Here is a 22,043-nt window from a genome sequence, read left to right as displayed (position 1 = left end):
TACTTAAAGTTGATGGAAATATTTCTATTGCCATGTGCCGTAAATGAATAAGCTCCTCTTTTTAGTCGCTACATTTTGGGTCGGGAATGCCTTTGCTATGACGCCTGTATTGCCCATCGAACGTATCTACTCCGACCCCGCGCTCGTGGGCAAGAGTCCTCGTCAATTGAGTGTGTCTCCTGATGGTTCACGAGTGACGTATTTACAAGGAAAGACCGAAGATTACGAACACTATGATTTGTGGGAATACAATATTGCCGCTAACCAAAGGCGTCTGCTAGTCGATTCAGCAACACTAATTAAAGGCGAGGAATCCCTTTCTGACGAAGAAAAAGCGCGCCGCGAACGTCAGCGTATTTATGGCAAAGGGATCATGGAGTACTTTTGGTCTAATGATGGAAAGTCGCTTTTATTCCCGTTAAACGGCGATATTTACTATTACAACCTTGAGCGAGGCGAAGCATCTCAGCTGACCAAGACCGATGCTTTTGAAACTGATATACGGTTTAGTCCGAAAGGCAACTACGTATCCTACATTCGCAACCAAAATATCTATATTTACCATCTAAAATCTGGTCGTGAAGAGGCCTTAACGACAGATGGCGGTGGGCTGATTAAAAACGGCATGGCCGAGTTTGTCGCCCAAGAAGAAATGGACCGAATGACCGGATATTGGTGGGCGCCTGACGAATCTAAAATTGCCTTTACGCAAGTCGATGAAAGCGCAGTAGAAGAAATTATTCGAAACGAAATATACGCTGAAGAAATCAAGCTGGTGTCGCAACGATACCCATCAACGGGTACCGCGAATGCACGCATAAAGCTAGCTGTCATGGACATCTCTAGTCAACACATTGATTGGGTCGACTTAGGCAACAATCACGATATTTACTTGCCAAGAGTTGACTGGTTCGAAAATTCAATTGAGGTCTCTTATCAATGGCAAAGTCGCGATCAGAAAACACTCAAGTTATATGCATTTAATACGATTACGAAGGCACAACGCCTGATATTGCAAGAAGACTCAAATACTTGGATTAACCTGCATCATGATTTAACTTTTTTAGAACACCAACCTGATTTTGTTTGGGCATCGGAGCGTGATGGATTTAAACACCTTTATTTGTACAGTAATAAAGGGACTCTGAAGCAGCAGCTTACTCATGGGCAATGGGTGATTGATCAGGTCGAGAAAGTTGATGAAGCATCGAAGCTTGTGTACTTCACTGGCCGTAAGGATAGCGTGTTAGAACGACATTTGTATGCGGTTCACTTAGAAACTAACATCATCTCTAAAATCAGTAAACGGCCCGGTTTTCACAGCATTAACTTCGCCAAAAAAGGCCGTATTTATGTGGATGATTTTTCATCGACGAGTGTACTGCCGCAAGTGAGTGTGCATCACCAAGATGGTCAGCGTATTGCTTGGTTAGAACAAAATGACGTGAATGAAAGCCATCCTTATTATCCATTTCAAAAGCATTATATTGGGCCTGAATTTGGTCAGCTCAAAGCCAAAGATGGCCAAGCGCTGCACTATGCGTTATACAACAATCCAAATGTTGCGGCTGACCAAGCTAAGCCCGCAATTGTGTTGGTTTATGGAGGCCCTCATGCGCAAATGGTGAAAAATAGCTTTGCGCGCGACCAATTCTTTATTCAGCACTTGGTGAGCAAAGGTTACGTTGTATTTCGACTCGATAATCGTGGCTCATACGGTAGGGGAGTTGCGTTTGAATCTCCCATTTACAAGCAACTTGGAGACGTTGAAGTTGAGGATCAAATCGCGGGTGCTAAGTTCTTACAAACATTGCCGTTTGTGGATTCATCTCGCATCGGTGTATTTGGTCATAGCTACGGTGGTTACTTAGCTCAAATGCTCATGTACAAAGCTGGCGATTATTTCTCAGCGGGGGTGAGCGGAGCCCCGGTCACCGACTGGCTTCTATACGATACTCATTACACAGAACGTTACTTAGGCCACCCCAAATCGAACGCTATCGGGTACCGAAATTCGTCGGTATTTCCCTACCTAAAATCTCTCGAAAAGCCTTTGATGATTTATCACGGCATGGCGGATGACAATGTTTTGTTTACCCACGCAACGAAGGTATTCAAAGCATTACAAGATGAAATGAAACCCTTTGAAATCATGACATACCCGGGCAGCAAGCATTCTATTCGCGGAAAAAATACGCGGATACATTTGGACAATACAGTGCTTCACTTTTTTGATCGCCATTTTGCGATGACGCCGCTTAGCAATTAACGGTGTATTGAACGTATGCCCGCACGAATGCGGGCATTTTGATAATGATGATCGAGCACCTTAAGTTGATTCGGCTTTTCGCACATCCAATGCTGATTGAATATCATTCATCGCTTTTTCATCCAGACGATACCAATACATAGCAAGGGCACCAAACACAGCTAACGCACCTGGAACTAAGGTGAACATCCATTGAATACCGGTAATCGCACTTTCTGATTGCTCAACATTCGGCTCATAGCCGAAGAATGCGAGTAAGAATCCGGTTGCAGCACCACCCACAGTCCACCCCATTTTCTGCGAGAAGGATGCACCAGCAAACACTAGTCCAGATGTACGTACACCTTTATTCGCTTCTTGGTAGTCAACAATGTCTGCGTACATCGCGAAAACTATAGGAATCGTGGGGCCAGACAACAAAGAGCTTGCGAAGTGAATCACGTAGAGCAGTGGCAGGTTGTTCGCCCCAATTAGATAAATTGAACCCATCATTATTGCATTAATAAATGCCAATACGATGTACACGTTTTTCTTGTCCCAATAACGCGTCAGCCAATTCGTGGCTCCAGCACCTATGAGATTACAAATAGAACCCCCTACTAGAAACCATTTTGCCGAAGCCTCATCGTTTAAAAAGTACTTAAAGTAGTGCATGGTGATGCCGTTTCTCATCGCAACAAACGACAATGAAAATATTCCCACAATAAATAACACTAAAAATGGGCCGGTAGAAATGAGTATCTTAAGTTCTTTCCAAAATGATTTGTGACCGGAATTCACCGGTTTAATGCGCTCTTTAGTGGTCGCAAATGTGACCATCAGCATCGCGGCTAACACACAGCCATACAACGCCATTGTGCGTTGAAACCCGAGCGCCTGATCGCCCTGTCCAAAACGTTCAACCAAATCAAATGTGAAGTGCAATACTAAAATACCTGCGCCATAAGCCCCCACAAAACGCCAAGATGAGAGCGAAGCGCGCTCCTTGGGGTCGTTGGTCATCACGCTCATCATAGAGGAATAGGGGATATTGAGTGCGGTGTATACCATGCCCACTAAAAAGTACGTGACATAAGCGTATATAAGTCGGTTCTCTGGGCTCATGTTCGGCGTAGTAAACGCAAGCGTTGCCGCAATTCCCAAGGGAATGGCACCAAACAATAAATATGGGCGAAACTTTCCCCAGCGAGTATTGGTTCTGTCGGCAAGCATTCCCATAATCGGGTCGTTCACCGTATCCCAAACTCGGGTGACTAATAACATGGTGCCAATGGCAGCGGCAGAGATCCCAAACACATCGGTATAGAAGAATATTTGGAAGTAGATAAACGTCATCCAAACAAAGTTAAAAGCAGCATCTCCCAAACCATAGCCAATCTTTTCACTGAGTTTGAGCTTTTCAGTCAGCGCCATTCGTGTATTCCTTAAGCGTCATGATAACGTTTACATAATGTGGCAAAATAGGGTGGTTAGATAGCGCCATATGATAGAGATGTGAATTAGATCAGGGATTAAATCTATGAACTTTCAGCAGAATGCCCCGCGCTAGAGCACGTTTAGCGCGGGCCACTGCGAGGTTAAACCGTGTAACGACGGCGGACCAAAAGTATGAATCAAAACAATACTTGATGGCGCTGGAACCGCCACAGCGATACCTAAAAACTCGATATCGTCATTGCCACCAGACGTCCCAATCATAAAGGCCGATCCGCTAAATGTCGGGTTAAGTTGAAACACAGCCTCTCAATGAAAAGCCGGACCTTTAATACCAAATTCAGTGTCTCCGAGCTCAAGTTGGCCAGCACCTAGTACGTCCACATATGAAACATTGAAGTCATCATTACTACTCAAATCGCCCACAAAAATATCAAACAAGTTAACGCGTCTATCAAATACAAACAGTAGGTCTTCATTAGGATCAGTGGCATATTCATTGGCATCACCAGCATCTAAATCGTTGCCGTCTGTGTCATTGGAAATAACGCCTAAACCGTCGTAGCTCGATGTCCAAGCAGTCACCGACAATGACAAATCACCATCGGTCAGATTCAGCTTTTGTGAGATGGTTGTGCCGAAGTTGTCCCATAACGGGAAAACACGTAATTCACCAGCACTGGCGTTAAACGATAGGAGCATGTGAAACATGGTTAACAATGCAGATACTGCAATTTTCATAAAATACTACCAATTGGATTTAGAACAAGAAAATCTCTTCGAAAGCTTGGTGAGCAAGCTTTAATCTACATAGATATATGTAATATTTATCAATCCATTAGAATGATAAGTAACGGCAATGTTATGGATTGTGTAAATAAAGCAGACGCAGGAATTTTAACCCGTTGATACACTCTGCTACTAAATAATCCGTTAAAATATGATTATTACGGATTATTATTTCCGGATTATGGTACCCTGTTTCGGTCATGACTCGAATACTTGGTTTACTATGTGTGTGACTAAACAAACCTGTATTTTGAAATCTGAGGCTCTGTGGCTTCAAAACTTCTCAGATTTTAATGTAACGCGCGATCAACCACTAAATACGTCATACAATCTCATTAATTCACTCAACTTTATTTGGATGTTTGCGGTATGGCTAAAAAATCAGGACAAGCTCGGGTTCCAACATTAGAAGCGCAGCGCCGTCTGTTCGATGCGATTCAAGAACACCGGCATCCTGAAAAAAATACCGCAATTATGCGGATATCGTTTTGCTTAGGTTTACGTGTACAAGAAATCTCGTTATTGCAGCTCAAGGAAGTCTGCAAACTTGCACCGTTTAAAGTCGACCAGAGCCGAGATTTTAAGTTGTATGAAGTGATGAGCTTACCTGCGGCCTACACCAAAGGCGCTAATGCGCTTAAACGCTCCCGTTCCGAATACAAGCGAACCAAAATCAGTTTTACCGTCACAGAGTTTGAACGCGTCGTTCAGCAAATCGAAAAGTTGGCCAAAGCTGGCGCAGACATTAACGCCACGGATTTCCATCCTGATTTAGTATCACACAAAGGCAAATCTCGAGACTTACCTATGGTGGATGAATCATTACGCCAAGCACTCATCGACTATATTGAAGTTAGATTGGCTAAAGATCCGTCGGCATTGCCATCTGATCCCTTATTTATCACACAAAAAGGTGGTAGTTACAGCCCCAATACTTTGCAAGAACACATGGCGTTAATGCTGCGTGATTGGGCGGGAATTGAGAAGGCAACATCTCACAGTGGTCGACGCACCCTACTCACCGACATCATTCAGAATCAGAACGAAGGGCTCAAAGTTGCGCAATTAGTGGCGGGACATGTGAGTCCTGCAACAACGGTCATTTATTCGCAGCCCACCGAAAAAGCTGTCAGCCGAGCACTAAAAAATAGAAGTAAGGAATAAGCGAATATTCAACTTGTTAGCTACACTGGAATATAGAATATGCGTTAAAGCTCTAGTTGTGTAGATGCCACTGAGAGACATTAGCAACACCCAAAAGTCGATAGCCACACGATTATTCCAAGTGATTTTGGTTTCCGCCTTGTTGCTCATCAGTACTTTTATAGGTGTATTAATTCAGGAACGTTATACACAAAATCAGCTCAAAAACTTTGAAGACAACTGGTTTCCCGCCGCCACACAGGCAAATACACTGCTCCAAGAAATCAACGAACTTTCTCTTCTACAACACTCATCGTCCGATGGCAATCCAGTTGCCAGTGACATTTATACCGCCAAAATCACACTCATAAGAGAGCATCTCAACCGGTTAATTCAGACCGCAGGGTCTGAACAAGTGTTATCCAGTGCAGAAGCTCTCAAGATGTTGATTGACGATTACGAATATCATACCCATAAACGTATTATTGAAGAGCATCGCATCAAGTCTATTTCGAGTGCGATACAAATTTTGATAGATTCTATTAAAGTGAAAGCTGTTCACCACGTTGTAGAGACGCCAACGCAGGAATCTTTGAGCAAATTGACTAGACCTAGGCTTTGGTCAGACATCAGAAGAATACAATTTGCATATCAAAATGAGGCTAACAGCGCGGTAAAATTGGCGATGCTAAGAGCTGCTCACAAACTCGTCCATCAATATCGCACCGAAGACGGACCTCGGTTGTTTGGCGTTGATGAAAACGGAGAGCCGAAACTCGTCATGTTTTTCGTACACCTCATCGACCTAACTATCGATAGCACTATCAGCAAGTTAGCTCATGAAAATAGCACTAAATTGATTTCTGTAGAGATCCATAATCATATGTTGTTGATGATGAAGGAATACGAAAAGCAACAAAACGAACACTTTTCGGTGCTTCAGAATGCATTCGAATATTCGTTTTATGCCATCACGATGATGCTATCTATTTCGGTCGTGGTTGGGCTAATTTTGTATTGGATTATTCATCGCACACTCATTTCGCGATTGAAGCGGCTAATTGAATACCTCTATTTAGACCCAAACCAGCACGATCAGGTCAAATGTCGTGTTCAAGGAGATGACGAATTGAGTCTAATGGCGCGAAAACTTGAACAGCTAAGATCGTATCAAGTTAAAATTACTGAGCAATCAGTAGCACTCAAACAATTGACTGAATTACAAAAGGACCTCATTAGTATTTCCAGTGAGTCTCATTTTGAGCTAGACCACGATGATATACTCATCACTTTGTATGCCCGCGAAGGTGCTGACTCAGTAAGCGATATCTTAGGCCTTCACATAAATGATGCAACCCGACTCGCAATTCACCCTAACAGCCTAAGTCAGGCTGAACTATTTATGGCGCTTATCGCCCAGCGGCAACCGGTTGTTGATTTGAAACTGCAAATTGCTCGAGATAAGTTTCCTATGCTTGGCTGGTGTATGCTTCAGGCAAAGCCATGTTTTGACGAAAACGGCGACTATAACGGTTATCGCGGTATCATTCAGGACGTCAATACACGCCACGAATTAGAGCGCCGCCTTGAAGCCGAAGCCACAACAGACTTTTTGACGGGTATCAACAACCGGCGTGCGTTTCTTAGACAATCGAAGGCGTATTTTAGCCGCATGAAACGCCAAAACACTGCAATGTGCTTTGCAATTTTGGATATCGACAACTTTAAAAGAGTAAACGACACTCATGGCCATGATGTGGGTGATGTAGTGATACAACATTTGGCTAACTTTCTCGTAGAACACTTTAGAGCGTCTGATCTGGTTGCCCGTTTTGGCGGAGAGGAATTTGGGGTTCTACTGCCTGACACGGCCAAAGATGCTGCCTTCAATATGCTCGAACAAAGACGTCGCCAGCTCGAAGCGGAAAGTGTGACACTCGGCAAACAACAAACACTTAAATATACTGTAAGCATAGGCGTGAGCGAAGTCACTCCAATCGAAACAACGCTCGATGATGTATTTAAACGAGCAGACAGAGCGCTCTATATCAGCAAACAAAGCGGCAGAAATCAAACCACTCTGTTTGATTAATGGAAAGATAAAAGTTACCAAATTTGTCTAAAGAAACACAACAACGAGCCGATATGTGTCACAAAGGTCCGTCATTCGAGGTATACAGTGACAACAGTTAGTAGTGAATTATCAGCTCAAACAGCGGCTATTCAGTCTGCTCTGGCGCAAAGCCAGCAACTCCAGCAAGGGCAATTGTCGCTCGCCCTCATCGCTTCTGCCACAATTACACCCCCGAGCGAGAATAGCGTAGCGCCAATTTCCGATAGAATCGGGCAAACCATATCAACATCAGCGTAGATGTGCGCTCATTTCTAATAAAACACCAATTAGTGCTATATATCCCGTTGGTTTTTAGGCAAAATTAGTGGTTAGTTTCTATCATTGTCTTGACGCTAACTTTTCTATTGAATTTGAGAATGTAATGCCAGCTCTACTTGTAAATTTCCGCTTATCGAAGCCTACGACTGATCCCGATTACGCTAAAATAATAGGGGTCATCAAGCAATACAGTTACAGTATGTTGGGTGAAGGAGCGGTTGCAATTGCGACCAACGAAAGTCCAGCGATGGTGTTTACTAAGTTCAAGCCTTACCTAGGTGAACGCGATATTTTGCTTATCACAAGTTTAAATAAGCCGCATTATGGATTACACAAGCCTAGCGTCATCCAATGGATTGAAGAAAATGCGTCTAGTAGCACTGCAACAGGCAATGGTGAATGATGGCATCTGTGCACCCTTTCCCACTATTTAACCTGCAAGACTCTCACAATGAAGCAATTAGCTTTGGCCAAACGAGCGTCAGTAGCGGCCTGTCATTAGCCTTTAAGCTACAATCCAGCATTTGTTTAGCAACCGTAGAGGGAATTGCTCCCCTGGACGTTTGCCGTTTAATTGCAGACAGCTCTGAACAAACATTGACTGAGTGCACGCTTGCTACGATCGAATCCTTGCTTGGCCAATATAGTTATAACAACGATCAATGGTCGTTCAATCCCGGTTTATTAGCCCGTAAGGGCGAATATATAACCGTGTGGGCCAACCAGTTGCTTGAAGACCCGCAGCTCATCACATCGCTGGCGGCTAGCGTGAGTACCGGAACGATTCAAGTACCACTTGCGCACTTGCATCGAGGTGTGCCCTTCACGGCTCAAACGTTGCTTGTGGGTTCAAACATCATCGTTCTTGGCAGCCATGTTGAATTGGCCGAATTAGAAACGTATTGGCCCAACCTTTATCAAGACATCAATCTGACCGCAGAGTTTTATGATCGTATTGCTGTTGAAGATGCGCAAAATTACGTCGGTTTTTTAAAAGGTATCGCTAAGTCTTCACACCAAACAACACTGAATGCTGATGCAATCGACCGACTACTTCGCCTCAGCAGCCGTTGGGCAGGGCATAGCGGTTGTTTGTCCTTACAGACGTCTAAATTCAAACATCTTTTGCGCGAAGCAAGTGCGTATTCTGACCAATCATCGTTATCAGCCCAAGACATACAAGTCGCCCTTTCAAATATTGAAAAAAGAACACTGCAGCTAGCTCGAGATAGTTATCGTGATTTTGTTGAAGGCACCATGAAACTGCAAGTAACGGGCGATATTGTTGGCCAAGTGAATGGCCTCACCGTGGTCGAGGTAGGTGATATTGCCTATGGAGAGCCCGCTCGGATTACCGCTACAGTGCACTACGGTGACGGCGACGTTATCGACATCGAACGAAAAGCAGAACTGGCCGGAAATATTCATGCGAAGGGCACAATGATTTTAGCCGCTTACGTGGCTCAAATTTTCGGTAAAGATGCCCCACTCCACCTATCAGCCAACATCGTGTTTGAACAAAGCTATTATGAGGTCGATGGCGACAGCGCATCACTTGCAGAGCTAGTCGCTTTGATGAGTGCGTTAGCTCGAATTCCTGTGCATCAGTCTATGGCTGTGACGGGTGCAATCGATCAATTTGGTTACGTTCAAGCCATTGGTGGCATCAACGAGAAGATTGAAGGCTTTTATACTGTCGCTTCAATGATGGCGCCAAACCATTCTTTTTCGATCGTGATGCCAAAAAGTAACTTAATTCAACTCAATCTAAATGACACCTGTGCTGAAGCCGTCCAAAATGGTCGGTTGAAGATTCACACCGTCGAACACGTTTCAGAGGCTGTCGAACTTTTGATGAGCACTCCATCGGGAGCCGGTGCTGAAAATGAAGTCCACCAGTACCCCAAAGGCACAGTGTTTGCCAAAGTTCACCATCGTTTAGGCGACTTAGCGGAGCCAGATGATGAGCGAATTGGCCTTTTAGGACTAATAAGATCATTTTTCTCACGATAAATTGCCAGATCGGAGTTGTTAAGCGTACACGTGTTCGCTAACCTTCCGTGCTCTGATCAGGATTGACTAATAGGATTATCATGCAAGCTTCTTTTGATAAAGCCGATTTGCTTAAATGCGCACACGGTGAAATGTTCGGCCCAGGTAACGCACAGTTGCCCGCTCCCAATATGTTAATGATGGATCGCATTGTTACCATCACCGATGAAGGCGGCGAATACGGTAAAGGCCAAATCATTGCAGAACTCGATATCAATCCAGATTTGTGGTTTTTTGCATGCCACTTCCCCGGAGATCCAGTGATGCCAGGTTGCCTTGGCTTGGATGCAATGTGGCAGCTCGTTGGCTTTTTCCTCGGTTGGACCGGTGGCAAAGGTCGCGGACGCGCTTTAGGTGTGGGTGAAGTGAAATTCACGGGGCAAATCTTACCAACAGCCAAAAAGGTTACATACAAGATCGACCTTAAGCGTACAATTAACCGTAAGTTGGTCATGGGGCTTGCTGACGGTGTGGTTGAAGTCGATGGCAAACCCATCTATGCAGCTAAAGATTTAAAAGTTGGATTATTTACTGATACGTCAGGCTTCTAACGCAAAACGCCCCCATTGAAGGGGGCGTTTCTAATTCTTTTTCAATTAAACTGCTTAATGTCAGCGAAAGAGTCCTTCAGCCCTTTCATTCATCGCCGATCGCCAACCTCCGAACCAACTAGACCTAGCATTGAGCCCTTGATATGGACAATCATCTCGTGAACGTCCTAATAAGCCGGCCTTGTGTCCCAGTGCTTCCGCACGTTGAAGGCGATCGCGCTTTTGTCTCTTCATATAGTCTTCCTCTTGCAGTTAACTAATAGCGACGAGAAACCGAGGTCTCTTCGTCAACTCTAGAATCGAACAGTCAGAAGCAAAGGTCAAATGGTAACCTGTTAGGATAGTCATTGACTTTTCCTAACAGGCTAAAAAGGATGAACTTTTTATTAAAGATTTTTTACTGCAGTTTGAAGGTTTTTTTATTACTTCCGGTTATATCGGCGACGCATCCACCAACCCATTGGTAACAATAAGGAAACAAGCCCAAAACCAGCGCCTTGACGATCGTGGTCAGGAAACGCTTCATCAGCATTTTCACAATCTTGAAGTTCACCGTCGGGGTTGAATGTCAGTGCGACGGCTCGAGCCACCACACGTAGCACCTCATTACCATCTTCATCAACTATTGGGTTGCCGTCATTGTCGACAATTGGAATGTTCTTCGTCGCAGTCGCCAAGATCACACCGTCATCTCGAATAGTGCTGGCTTCAACAATATTCCATTCAGAACCGCACTCAATTGCATTATTTAAATCCACAAAAGAGTCGTCACCAATCTTATATGCATATGCGTGCATTCGGCGTTGAACACCGCCTGGGCGTGGTTCCCATTCGTATTCTCCCACCATCACATTGTCATTGTTGATATCTTTCACAGTCATTGCTGAACTGTTAAAGAAGCTTGGGATCTCAGTGGTTGTTGGGATATCTTCGTCTACTTTCGCATAGAATACTTTCGTTCGTGTGACGCCGTTGATATTTCGGTATCCCATACCAACCGCGTAGTTATTGTTATTAATGTCGATAGCGATGGACCGGAAGTACTCATCGCGATCGGTGATATCTAAAATGACATCTTCACCGTCTGGATCAAAACCGTTGACGAAATGACGATAAATTGCAGCGTAGTAATTGAGGTTTACTTCATCTTTTTCTTCGAGATCTCGGTAAGACACCGATTCACCCACCACGTAACCATTATCATTCACCGCAAATGCACGTGAATAAATACTTGCGTTCGTTACAAATGTATCCGAGGGCTCAAACATGAGGCCTAAAGCGAGTGAGTCTACTTCTGTTAAGTTCGAATCGACTTGCCACAGGTATGCTTCAACGTTATAGGCTGAGAATGTATGGCAATATTCTTCTGGAACTTCGAGTTCAGATTCTAAGCATTCTAATACGCTCTGCTCTGATGCTTCGGTTAGCGAAACGGAACTTGATCCCACCACAACCATATCACCTTGCGCAGGGCCATCTAGAACCTGATTACTAATTGCATAAGCTTCGCTAAAACCGCCATATGTGCTTTCACCAGGCATTAAAGCAACACGCCCAGTCTCTTCATCATCGCCAACCCGGTAAGCGAACGCGCGTGAGTCAAAGTCACGTTGAATAACGCCAAACTCGTTGTCATCATCATCAGTCCAGCGCAATACATAATAAGGCGCGCTGCCTGTTCCGGTAATGACGAACGAGTCGTTAGTTCCGTACACATAGTCATTTGCTGTGCCACGATACTCACCATCATCAAGGACTTCATTGTCCCATACGCGAATACGTGTCCACGCAGGGTTGGTACTGAGTAAAGAGTCATGGTAGAGCGCATAATAAGTACCACGATATTGTGTAAATTCACGCAAGTCCTCATCAGTGATGCCTTCTTCGGCTTCATTGTCGTCGTCATCATCGTCGTCACCCGGGTCGGTAATGATGTCATCGTCTTCGTTGTCATCATCATCGGGATCAATATCATCTTCATCAAAGATAATTTGACCCACGATGCTTCCCATCCCCACGACCAGACCTGAGTCTGCCTGAGGGCTCGTACCACCTGTGGCGTAATTATGCACTTCTGCATCGTCCGTAACACCAAGTTCTGTCAATTCATATAAAGGTGCTGCTTGTGCGCTGAGGCAACAAGCTGACAATACTGCAATGCTCAATGGCTTTAGTGTCATAGACAACTGCTTCATGTTAGTCCTTGTTCGTGTTGCTCAATTCTTCAAGTTCATCCCAACGTGCGTAAACAACATCAAGCTCTGCTTGGGCTTTGGTCAGTTGTTCTAAAATCGGCGCAGTTTGCTCTTGGGGTAGCGTAAAGAACTCAGCTGAGTTCACTTGCTGCTGCAAGTTTTCTAAATCTGTTTCAAGCTTTAGGATTCTATCTGGCAACTCTTCTAGTTCAAGCTTTAACTTGAATGAAAGCTTGTTATTTTGTTTTTTATTGACGGGTTTAGCGCTTTTGCTCTCTACCGTCACTGGCGTTTCGACCCGCTTTTTAACTTTTTGTTCCAAATATTGATTAATTTCGTTAAATCCGCCGTAGATTTCTGTGAGTACGCCCTCGCCTTCGAACAACCAGCAAGAGGTTGCAACACGATTCACAAACTCACGATCATGACTTACCAATAGAATCGTTCCTGCATAGTTACAAACTAATTCCTCGAGTAAGTCGAGCGTTTCAATGTCCAGATCGTTGGTCGGTTCATCGAGTACTAACAAGTTACTCGGTTTCAAGAACAGCTTGGCAAGTAATAGTCGATTCTTTTCGCCACCCGACAAAGCTGATATTGGCGAACGTGCCCGGGCAGGACTAAACAAAAAGTCTTGTAAATAGCCCAGAACATGACGCGGCTTTCCGTTCACCTCAAGCTGCTGCTTACCGTCACCCACAAAATCGGCCACTGTAGCCTCTGGTGGTAACTGGGCACGGTGCTGATCAAAGTACGCGACTTCCAAGTTTTGAGCTCTTTTAACTACACCATCAACATCTTGATGATCACCCAACATGGTTTTAATTAACGTAGATTTACCACAACCATTTGGCCCCACCAGCGCTAAGCGGTCGCCCTTTTGTATAAGGCTTTCAAAACGGTCAATGAGTAACTGTTCGCCCTGCTTGACTACAATATTTTGAAGTTCGAACACAATCTTGCTTGACGCTTCAGCGACCGCAATTTTGCCACGTGCGGTGCCCTGCTTATTTAACCGTGCCTTGCGTTGCTTACGAAGTTCTTCAAGCGCTCTGACTCGCCCCTCATTGCGTGTGCGGCGCGCTTTGATACCCTGTCGAATCCAGACTTCTTCTTCGGCTAGCTTTTTGTCGAACAAAGCATTGTTACGTTCTTCTTCTTCAATGAGCTTTGCCTTGCCTTCAACATACGCATCGTAATTACCGGGAAAAGACACCAACTGGCCCCGATCTAAATCGATAATTCGTGTCGCCATCGAACGAATAAATTGACGATCGTGGCTGATAAAAATCAGTGTAATATTCAGACTAACGAGGAATTGCTCAAGCCATTTGATGGCATCAATATCCAAGTGGTTAGTCGGTTCATCAAGCAACAAAATGTTAGGTTGAGTCACTAGTGCTTGCGCTAACGCGGCTCGACGTAACCAACCACCAGACAACGATGATAGCTGCATATCCGGCTCTAGGTCGAGCTTTTGAATGGCTTGTTTTGCTTGCATTTCCCCTTGCCACGCACCGGACACTTCCATTTCAGATTGAAGCGTTTCGAAGCGCCGCATTGCTGCTGGATCATCTGAGATTTTATCGATAATGGCATCGTATTCTGACAATTGCGCTTGCCACTTAGGCTCTCCGGCAAGGACGTAGCTGAGTACGTCTTGCTTGGTTTTGGTTGGAGGGTCTTGAGGTAAATACGCAATTTTGGGTGTACCAATAAATTTAATGGCACCATCATCAAGTAGGATGTCGCCTTTAATCACCTTCATCAAAGTACTTTTACCGGTACCGTTACGGCCGACAATACACAAACGTTCGCGCTCTGCGATTTGCAGATCTGCGCGGTCTAAAAGTGGCGTGTGGCCAAATGCCAGCGAGGCATTGTTCAAACTCAATATGGTCATAAATTCATTACGTCTTGCAGCCACGTATTGAGCTGCTCAAAATTAAAAGGCCAACCCAATTGCTGGCCACTATTGATATGTTCTAACACTGGAATTCGCTCACCGAACGCTTCAATTAAAGCGTCGCTTTCAGCGATATCTACGAGCTCACAACCGTACGTGACAACATGGGTTTGCTGCAGCAATTGTTTGGCTTGCTCACACAAGTGACAGCCATCGCTTTCCAGTAGGCGAAACACTATGCGTTTTTCTCGAGTAGCCAACAATGATGAATGTTTGGATTCCGTTTAAAATCTTCCGGTAATGTGAAACGATTCCAGTCTTTAATGGTGTAGCCCATCGCTTCAATCGCAGTAGAGTCGAGTTTAAAGCGGCGATTGTTATTGGAAAACATGACCACCCCGCCAGGCTCCAACACACCATCAACCAGCGTTAATAGGTCGATATGATCACGCTGAATATCTAAGGTATCTTTCATGCGCTTAGAATTACTAAACGTAGGTGGATCGCAAAACACTACATCAAACTTATCATGTGTATGTTTCAGATATTTAAGTACATCGGCGTGTTCAAATGTGTGCTTCGGAGAAATGAGTCGATTAATGACCAAGTTCTCTCGAGCCCACTCTAAATAAGTCTTTGACATGTCCACACTCACCGAGTGCGTTGCTCCCGCATTGACCGCATGCACTGTAGCAGATCCGGTATAGCAAAATAAATTTAAGAATCGTTTACCGCTAGCCAGTTTTGCAAATTCATGCCGAGTCACTCGATGGTCGAGGAACAAACCAGTATCAAGATAATCGGATAAGTTCACTTTAAACGCTAAACCGTATTCGTGAACCACTTGCCATGCATTTCGAGTGGATACTTTTTCATATTGATTGCTACCCGATTGACTCTTTCGGCGTTTAATAAACACGTTTGCAGTGTTGATTCCGGTTAGTTCAGGTGCAATTAAAATCACATCAAGCAAGCGTCGAGCTGCCTTTTCGGCATCGATTGATTTTGGCGGAGCGTATTCTTGAATCACCAACTTATCCAAGTATTTATCGATTGCTACGTTATATTCTGGCAAGTCAGCGTCATACACGCGATATGCATCTGTAGGGACTTTTTTTGCCCATTTATCGATGCGCTGTAAGTTCTTCTTCAATCGGTTCGCGAATTCGCTCCCATTTGGCGTCACACTAAACGATGGCTCGCGATTGCTTGGCTTCACGCTAAATTGCATCAACTGACACGGCAATTTACCGTTCATGACTTGCCATGTTTTGTCACTGCGTAATTTTAATGCCGGAACATAGTCGTCAGCAGATGTTACCAGTAACGCGTGTCCATTAAAGTTTTGGCGCAGTTTCTCACCCAATTGAAAGTACAGTGCGACAATCTCTGCTTCATCGCCTAATCGTTCACCGTAAGGCGGATTACACACGATAAAACCCAGTTCACCATCGGTTAACGGGTTGTCTGCAAGTGACAATTGTTTGAAATTAATTAAATTTTCGACACCCGCACGACGCGCGTTGGCACGCGCTTGAATAATTACTTCTGGGTTTTGATCTTGGCCCGACACCTCAATGTCGACTTGATTAAGCCCTCGGCGACTCTTCACTGTGGCTTCTGACAAAGCTTCTTGCCAAATTTGTTCACTGTGCATGGGTAACCGATGCACCGAAAACTCTGGGTTTTCAATGCCGGGGGCAATGCCTGCAGCCATCGAAGCGGCTTCGATTAACAAGGTTCCAGAGCCACACATAGGGTCAAGTAACGGAACCGAGGTATCTTCCAACCAACCGCTGCGAATAATCATGGCTGCCGCTAGAGGCTCTCTTAAGGGGGCTGCTCCCGCTTCTGTGCGGTAGCCTCGTAGATGCAAGCTTCGGCCGGTTAAATCGAGCATAAGCGTCAGTTTGCTGCCGCCGATTCGCGCGCGAATGATCGCCTCTGGATCACGGTTGTCGATATGAGGCCGAGCAAAACCTTCATCAGCAAATAACTTACTAATGCCGTCCTTCACGCATTGAGCGCCATAACCTGTGTTACGAATATCGCGGTTACTTCCGACAAATTCAATTGTAAACGGCCGTGTGGGTCGGATCAGCATGGTCCAATCTTGTTCATAGGCCAACTGAGCGATGTCTTCGCCAGTTTGTGCTTTGCCTTCTGCAACGACTAATAACACGCGTGACGCAACACGGCTCCATAACAAAATGCGATAGAGCGCAGGTAACTCTGCTTGAAAGGCGACGCCGCCCTGATGACTCACCACATTCGATGCGCCATGTTGAATGAGTTCTAATTCGAGTGGATACTCGAGACCTAGGTTGCAAGTAGCAAATAAATTATGCACGTTTTCGGGCCAGTTGATTTTGGTGTGCCGCGATTATAGCCGACTAACGCTCTGTAATAAATTTGAAAAACACCTTGCTATGTTCAGGGCTCCTCTATAATATGCGCCTCCGTTGTCGCGGGATGGAGCAGTCTGGTAGCTCGTCGGGCTCATAACCCGAAGGTCGTAGGTTCAAATCCTGCTCCCGCAACCAATTTACTTCTTAGTAGGTAACCTCCTCTGCAATAGAGGACTCGGTAGACAACAACAATCGGACGCGGGATGGAGCAGTCTGGTAGCTCGTCGGGCTCATAACCCGAAGGTCGTAGGTTCAAATCCTGCTCCCGCAACCAATCCGATTAACTCATCAAACATGTGCTTGTTTCGATGTATTTACTCCTTAAGCACAATCGGACGCGGGATGGAGCAGTCTGGTAGCTCGTCGGGCTCATAACCCGAAGGTCGTAGGTTCAAATCCTGCTCCCGCAACCAATCCGATTAACTCATCAAACAAGTGCCTGTTTCGATGCATTAAACTTCTTAGGCACAATCGGACGCGGGATGGAGCAGTCTGGTAGCTCGTCGGGCTCATAACCCGAAGGTCGTAGGTTCAAATCCTGCTCCCGCAACCAATCCGATTAACTCATCAAACAGTCCCCTTTGGGCCATCGCTTCATGAGTACAGACGGCTGATTAAGTGCCTTCTAGCGATCGTCCCTCTATCAGGCAACTCAAACGATTTAGAGCGTGGGCGGATTTTTCCGTTGTGCCAAAGGTAAAGGCCTCGAGCTTGATCGGTACTCACATTCACGACTAAACCGACTGCAGCCCCAGTCTCGTCGTTAACAACTTTCATTTGTACCCCAGCACCGGAAAGTTCAAGGTGCTCACTTTGAACCTTGCAGCCTCGCCCAACAAAACCGACTTTGTTGTGTCTTGCTCTGATAGTAAGTAATTCATTCTATCAGTGGCTGCGAGGGCCTGCTCAAAGCTGTTTGGGGCACCACTAATGTTCGCTATTAATTTTGATTCAAAGCCCGACACTGAGACCCACAGGGCCATAATTGTTAACAATAGGCTCCCACATCACAAATTTCACGCACAAAAAAAGCTGCAACCCGAAGGTTGCAGCTTAATAGTCTTTCTAATTGGTATTAAGAATTAGAAGTTAACGCGAACGCTTGCACGGTAGTTACGGCCAACGGCGTACTCTTGGTGCGTACGAGAATCGGTCGCATTACCAGACAATGCACTTCCTTCGTCTAACACTTCGCCACCTAAGTCGGTGAAACGGCTTGTGTAATACTGGCGGAAATTCTCATCAAGCAAGTTCGTTGCTTGTACTGTGAACGACACATAGTCGTTGTATTTGTAAGTGCCTGAGAAGTCGAGTTGGTCACGACCTTCTTCCCAGAGAGAACCGAGCTTGTACGAACGTTGTGCAAGTTGGTCAGAGGTACCTTGATACGACAGACGTAATTGGTGACCGTTTTGTTCCCAGAAAGCAGAAACGTTGTAGCTGTGCTCTGGCGTGTAAGCAACTTCAAGTGCTGGCAGCTTCACGCTGTCATCGACTGAAGATACTTCTTGGTCATACTCACTATCTTGATACGTGTAGTTAGCTTGCAAGCCTAAACCTGACATCCAACCGGGTAAGAAATCGTAAGTTTGCAAGTATGAAAGTTCTACACCCGCAATTGACGCTCCTTTACCATTGACAAGAGATGTTGTTTTGAACTTCGCACACATTTCATCAAGTTGACCATTCTGTACCCAGTCTTCATTAAGCTCAGTAGCATTTTGGATACGTTTTGGCATACAACCTTGAAGGTTTGTTTGCGGGTCATCGCCTGGCAACAAGACTAAATCATCGTTGTTGTATTGTGGGCTATCGGCAAGCATCTCGTTTCTCAAGTCATCCATGTATGTGATGATTGTTTGAGACTCCTGGAAGTTACTCATGTCTTTGTAGAAAAATCCAGCTGCAACCATAGCGCTGTCGTCGAAATACCACTCTAACGATAAATCTAAGTTGTTCGACTCAAGCGGATCAAGCTTGGTGTTGAAGAACTGCATTGTGTTGTTACGGTTGTCGAAGCCCCATTGAGTTTCGACAACAGTAAAGCCTGGACGCAATGCGTCAATTTCTGGACGAGACATCGTTTTAGAGGCTGCAAAACGCGCAATCTTAGTGTCGTCGATGATGTAGTTGAGGTTTAAACTCGGTAACCACATATCGTAGTCATGCTCGGCACTGGTTTTTTGAGAACGGTCTTGACGATCTTCAGTGGCCAACAGCATTGTGCCATCTTCTGAGATCTGACGGTCGCCGTACACATAGTTTTTCTCCGTAGAGATATCGCTGTGACGCCACAACCACCAATCGCTCAAGCTCGCCTGTTGTGTAGGATCGGCATACCAGTCATAACACACTCCATCCGCTGCTGGGATTGGCGTATCATCGCGGTAATCCGCAGTACCTTTGGTTTCATAACCGTTACCGTCTGTACGTGCCCAACGAACCGCTTGGTTGTAATCGGTACCCTGGAAAGGAACCGCCGCACAATTTGGGTTACCTGCAGTCGCATCACCAACCGCTGCGATATGGAATGGGTCAAAGAGTCGGCCATTGTTACTTCCATCGAAGGCAAATTTAACACCGTTTGCGCCAAATGATTCAACATCAGTTTTAACATAACGAACACCAATATCACCTGTTAGCGAACCGTCCAGCAGCTCGAAGCTTGCTTTTAAGTATGTTGCGATGTTGTCTAGTTCACTACGACGAGTGTTTGTGTCTGAAGGTGAGAATTCAGCTTCTGTTCCGCCCAGTGCTGCGTCCATTGCAGCGAAAGCTGAGAACGTAGGGAGACCTGTTGTGAAGTTATCGCGCTCGTAATCGAGCTTCTTCATGAAGTCGTCAGCTGGGAAGTCTTCATCGTCGTTGCGGAACAAACTAGCGTCTATCGATTGAATACCAAATGGTAAGTTACGGACTTCGCCCGTTTCTGGGTCGTACAATACAACACCTTCACCAACAGTAGTGAATTGACCGGTTTGATCATCAACATACTTTTCGCGGTTTGAGTATTTAGCACCAAACTCAATCATTGTGATTGGGCCAAATTCAACGGCGTAGTCAAAATCGACGTTTACAGATTTATTGGTATCTTCAACAGCAGTGAGTGTGCGGCTCATATAAGACAAATGCTGAGCTTCAATTTCATGCGGGTTGAATTTGGTGGTAGAACGGTTGTCGTCCTTAGCGAGCGGATCATTTGGATCGGTATTTGCACCGTAATCAATGAAGCCATCACCACCGACTAATTTACAGTTTTTAGAAGAGGTACAATCATAACCAACGGGTTCTACTTCGCCACTTGGCGTGTGAACCATCTGCCAGTTGCTAAATGTCTGATAGCTTTCTAGCACGATGTAAACACTGTTATCAGGTGTACGCTCTGATTTAGAGTAACCGATACCAGCATTCATGGTTAAGTTGTCACCAAATTGCTGCTCAATATCATATGCAACAATTAAATTTTCGTTGTCATATGCATTTTCTGACTGAAGGAAGCTACCATCACCGTAGCGGTTTAGGTTCTTCACGTATGTGTTTGTATTAGTGTCGATTGTGTGCCAGTCGCGCTCTGGGTCAGTCTCAGTCGCTGGGCCTTGACCCAAGCCAGGATCCACACCTTCTACATGGTTAGGATGGCTAGGTACTGTGCGTGTTCTAATGCCGTGCATTGAACTGTCAACTTCTTGCTTAGACCAAGTCAAGTTGAGGTTCATTTCAGTGCTGTCTGTTGGCAACCATTGAAGACCTAAGTTAGCGCCCATACGGTCACGGTCATTCAAGAACGTTTCGTAACGAGTTTCCTGCGGCGTTAGAGCCCAAACGTCATTTAGGAGTTCGCCGTCAGTGCTCATCGCTTCGCGAGATTGACTTGCATTCCAGTTATCAGTTACGAACTGGTCACGGCGGTAAGAATTGGTTTCTGTGTACGCAGTTAAAACTACGCCGAATGTTTCTTCGGCAAACTTCTTAGAAATAGTACCGGATACTTTGTAGTTTTCGTCTTCTGACAAGTCGTTATAACGACCTTCAACGGTCAAGTTACGAATCTCATAACCTAAGTCCAAAGGCTTGTTAGTCAAAAGGTTGATGTTCGCACCAAGAGAACCTTCTTCATGGTCAGCACTTGGCGTTTTTACGACTTCAATTTTTGAAAGAATATCTGAAGAGTATTGAGATAAATCAACACCTTGGTTGAAGTCAGTTGAGCTCAACTGAACACCGTTCATGCTGATATTGTTTTGGTTGGAGTTTGCACCACGAACAGAAATTTTCGCGCCTTCACCCTCAGATTGTTGTACCGAAACGCCCGTTACACGGCCTAATGCATCAGCAATGTTTTGGTCAGTGGTTTTACCAATGTCTTCCGCGTTAATCGAGTCGGCAATATTTTGCCCAAAACGTTTGTCGTTAATTGTCTTTTTCAAGCTACCGCGTAAGCCGGTTACTGTAATGACTTCAACGTCACTATTCGCTTCAGCTTTTTTAGCAGGTTCAGCTTCTTGTGCACTAATGCTCAGTGGCACAGCAGCAAGGATTGCTATGTAAACTGGGTTCAGTCTGAACCGCTTGGTTTGGTTTGGCATTTCGTCTCCCCCGAGAGTCAATTTTATTTATGATGTGTAATTAGTGAAGCAACGGTTAATTAAATGTTACGTACTTCAATCACAACGCCACACTACTCTTTCAGATTTAAATTAGACAAGTGTTTTTTGTTAACAATGACCAATAAGGATAGCTACTTCACATAATCAGCGAATCTGTTAGGAACTAAACAAATGTTTAATATTCCAGCTAAATTGCCTGAAATCGTTTCCATAACTGCTGGTAGTAGTCGTCTAAAAGGAGAGCTAGCTGTTGTATATACAACGGCAAGTACCGCTTATCAGTGCTCTGTGGCTACT

At 45.0% G+C, this 22,043-nt stretch carries 16 protein-coding genes and 4 tRNA genes; 10 read left to right on the top strand and 10 right to left on the bottom strand.

The window, feature by feature from the left end:
• The first annotated feature begins 43 nt into the window (after nucleotides 1–43).
• On the top strand, nucleotides 44–2,269 hold the full coding sequence (locus NAF29_RS16165; RefSeq protein WP_251262666.1) for a S9 family peptidase: 2,226 nt from the start codon (nucleotides 44–46) through the stop codon (nucleotides 2,267–2,269).
• Between the two features lie 60 nt (nucleotides 2,270–2,329).
• On the opposite strand, the gene NAF29_RS16160 is transcribed toward NAF29_RS16165, so the two are convergent.
• The 3 genes from NAF29_RS16160 to NAF29_RS16150 form a co-directional block, all read right to left on the bottom strand.
• The gene (locus NAF29_RS16160) at nucleotides 2,330–3,682 is read right to left on the bottom strand and encodes an MFS transporter (protein WP_251262665.1); all 1,353 of its coding nucleotides are present in this window, start codon (nucleotides 3,680–3,682) and stop codon (nucleotides 2,330–2,332) included.
• Nucleotides 3,683–3,814: 132 nt separating this feature from the next.
• The gene (locus NAF29_RS16155) at nucleotides 3,815–3,967 is read right to left on the bottom strand and encodes a hypothetical protein (RefSeq protein ID WP_251262664.1); all 153 of its coding nucleotides are present in this window, start codon (nucleotides 3,965–3,967) and stop codon (nucleotides 3,815–3,817) included.
• A gap of 45 nt (nucleotides 3,968–4,012) precedes the next feature.
• Nucleotides 4,013–4,444 (bottom strand): hypothetical protein, encoded by a 432-nt coding sequence (locus tag NAF29_RS16150; protein ID WP_251262663.1) that lies wholly within the window; start codon nucleotides 4,442–4,444, stop codon nucleotides 4,013–4,015.
• Between the two features lie 417 nt (nucleotides 4,445–4,861).
• Here NAF29_RS16150 and NAF29_RS16145 point away from each other — a divergent pair, with 417 nt between their 5' ends.
• From NAF29_RS16145 to fabA, 5 genes are all read left to right on the top strand, one after another.
• The gene (locus NAF29_RS16145) at nucleotides 4,862–5,656 is read left to right on the top strand and encodes a site-specific integrase (protein WP_251262662.1); all 795 of its coding nucleotides are present in this window, start codon (nucleotides 4,862–4,864) and stop codon (nucleotides 5,654–5,656) included.
• 64 nt (nucleotides 5,657–5,720) lie between these two features.
• A complete protein-coding gene (locus NAF29_RS16140; protein WP_251262661.1) occupies nucleotides 5,721–7,727 on the top strand; it encodes a sensor domain-containing diguanylate cyclase in 2,007 nt (668 codons plus the stop codon).
• 403 nt (nucleotides 7,728–8,130) lie between these two features.
• Nucleotides 8,131–8,430, top strand: coding sequence for a hypothetical protein (locus tag NAF29_RS16135; protein ID WP_251262660.1), 300 nt, complete (start codon nucleotides 8,131–8,133; stop codon nucleotides 8,428–8,430).
• Nucleotides 8,427–10,040, top strand: a complete 1,614-nt coding sequence (locus tag NAF29_RS16130; protein ID WP_251262659.1) for a S16 family serine protease — start codon at nucleotides 8,427–8,429, stop codon at nucleotides 10,038–10,040. The genes NAF29_RS16135 and NAF29_RS16130 overlap by 4 nt, the downstream gene beginning before the upstream one ends.
• A gap of 80 nt (nucleotides 10,041–10,120) precedes the next feature.
• Entirely contained in the window at nucleotides 10,121–10,630 is a 510-nt protein-coding gene (gene fabA / locus NAF29_RS16125; RefSeq protein WP_251262658.1) for a 3-hydroxyacyl-[acyl-carrier-protein] dehydratase FabA, read from the top strand.
• A gap of 60 nt (nucleotides 10,631–10,690) precedes the next feature.
• Here fabA and rmf read toward each other — a convergent pair whose 3' ends face one another.
• The 5 genes from rmf to rlmKL all read right to left on the bottom strand — a co-directional run bounded on the left by rmf (nucleotide 10,691) and on the right by rlmKL (nucleotide 17,081).
• A complete protein-coding gene (rmf, locus tag NAF29_RS16120; protein WP_251262657.1) occupies nucleotides 10,691–10,864 on the bottom strand; it encodes a ribosome modulation factor in 174 nt (57 codons plus the stop codon).
• Between the two features lie 188 nt (nucleotides 10,865–11,052).
• Nucleotides 11,053–12,825: a DUF3466 family protein gene (locus NAF29_RS16115; RefSeq protein ID WP_251262656.1), complete on the bottom strand. Its 1,773-nt coding sequence runs from the start codon at nucleotides 12,823–12,825 to the stop codon at nucleotides 11,053–11,055.
• 1 nt (nucleotide 12,826) lies between these two features.
• Entirely contained in the window at nucleotides 12,827–14,728 is a 1,902-nt protein-coding gene (gene uup, locus NAF29_RS16110) for an ATP-binding cassette ATPase Uup (protein WP_251262655.1), read from the bottom strand.
• Complete coding sequence (locus NAF29_RS16105; RefSeq protein ID WP_251262654.1) at nucleotides 14,725–14,967, bottom strand: glutaredoxin family protein; 243 nt, start codon at nucleotides 14,965–14,967, stop codon at nucleotides 14,725–14,727. Before NAF29_RS16105 ends, uup begins: the two co-directional genes overlap by 4 nt.
• On the bottom strand, nucleotides 14,967–17,081 hold the full coding sequence (gene rlmKL, locus NAF29_RS16100) for a bifunctional 23S rRNA (guanine(2069)-N(7))-methyltransferase RlmK/23S rRNA (guanine(2445)-N(2))-methyltransferase RlmL (RefSeq protein WP_251262653.1): 2,115 nt from the start codon (nucleotides 17,079–17,081) through the stop codon (nucleotides 14,967–14,969). The genes NAF29_RS16105 and rlmKL overlap by 1 nt, the downstream gene beginning before the upstream one ends.
• 116 nt (nucleotides 17,082–17,197) lie before the next feature.
• Here rlmKL and NAF29_RS16095 point away from each other — a divergent pair.
• The 4 genes from NAF29_RS16095 (at nucleotide 17,198) to NAF29_RS16080 (ending at nucleotide 17,692) form a co-directional block, all read left to right on the top strand.
• Nucleotides 17,198–17,274, top strand: a tRNA-Met gene (locus tag NAF29_RS16095).
• 62 nt (nucleotides 17,275–17,336) lie between these two features.
• A tRNA-Met gene (locus NAF29_RS16090) sits at nucleotides 17,337–17,413 on the top strand.
• Nucleotides 17,414–17,475: 62 nt separating this feature from the next.
• Nucleotides 17,476–17,552 (top strand) — tRNA-Met (locus NAF29_RS16085).
• A 63-nt stretch (nucleotides 17,553–17,615) separates the two neighbouring features.
• A tRNA-Met gene (locus NAF29_RS16080) sits at nucleotides 17,616–17,692 on the top strand.
• A 41-nt stretch (nucleotides 17,693–17,733) separates the two neighbouring features.
• Here the strand turns inward: NAF29_RS16080 and NAF29_RS16075 are convergent.
• Nucleotides 17,734–17,916, bottom strand: coding sequence for a hypothetical protein (locus NAF29_RS16075; RefSeq protein ID WP_251262652.1), 183 nt, complete (start codon nucleotides 17,914–17,916; stop codon nucleotides 17,734–17,736).
• 305 nt (nucleotides 17,917–18,221) lie between these two features.
• Nucleotides 18,222–21,725 carry a TonB-dependent receptor gene (locus NAF29_RS16070; RefSeq protein ID WP_251262651.1) on the bottom strand — a complete coding sequence of 1,168 codons (3,504 nt, stop codon included), beginning with the start codon at nucleotides 21,723–21,725 and terminating at the stop codon, nucleotides 18,222–18,224.
• Nucleotides 21,726–22,043 lie beyond the last annotated feature (318 nt).

The sequence above is a fragment of the Echinimonas agarilytica genome, from assembly GCF_023703465.1.
Lineage (GTDB): Bacteria > Pseudomonadota > Gammaproteobacteria > Enterobacterales > Neiellaceae > Echinimonas > Echinimonas agarilytica.
The sequence above is the reverse complement of the archived record's forward strand: the minus strand, read 5'-3'. Positions and strand labels throughout refer to the sequence as shown.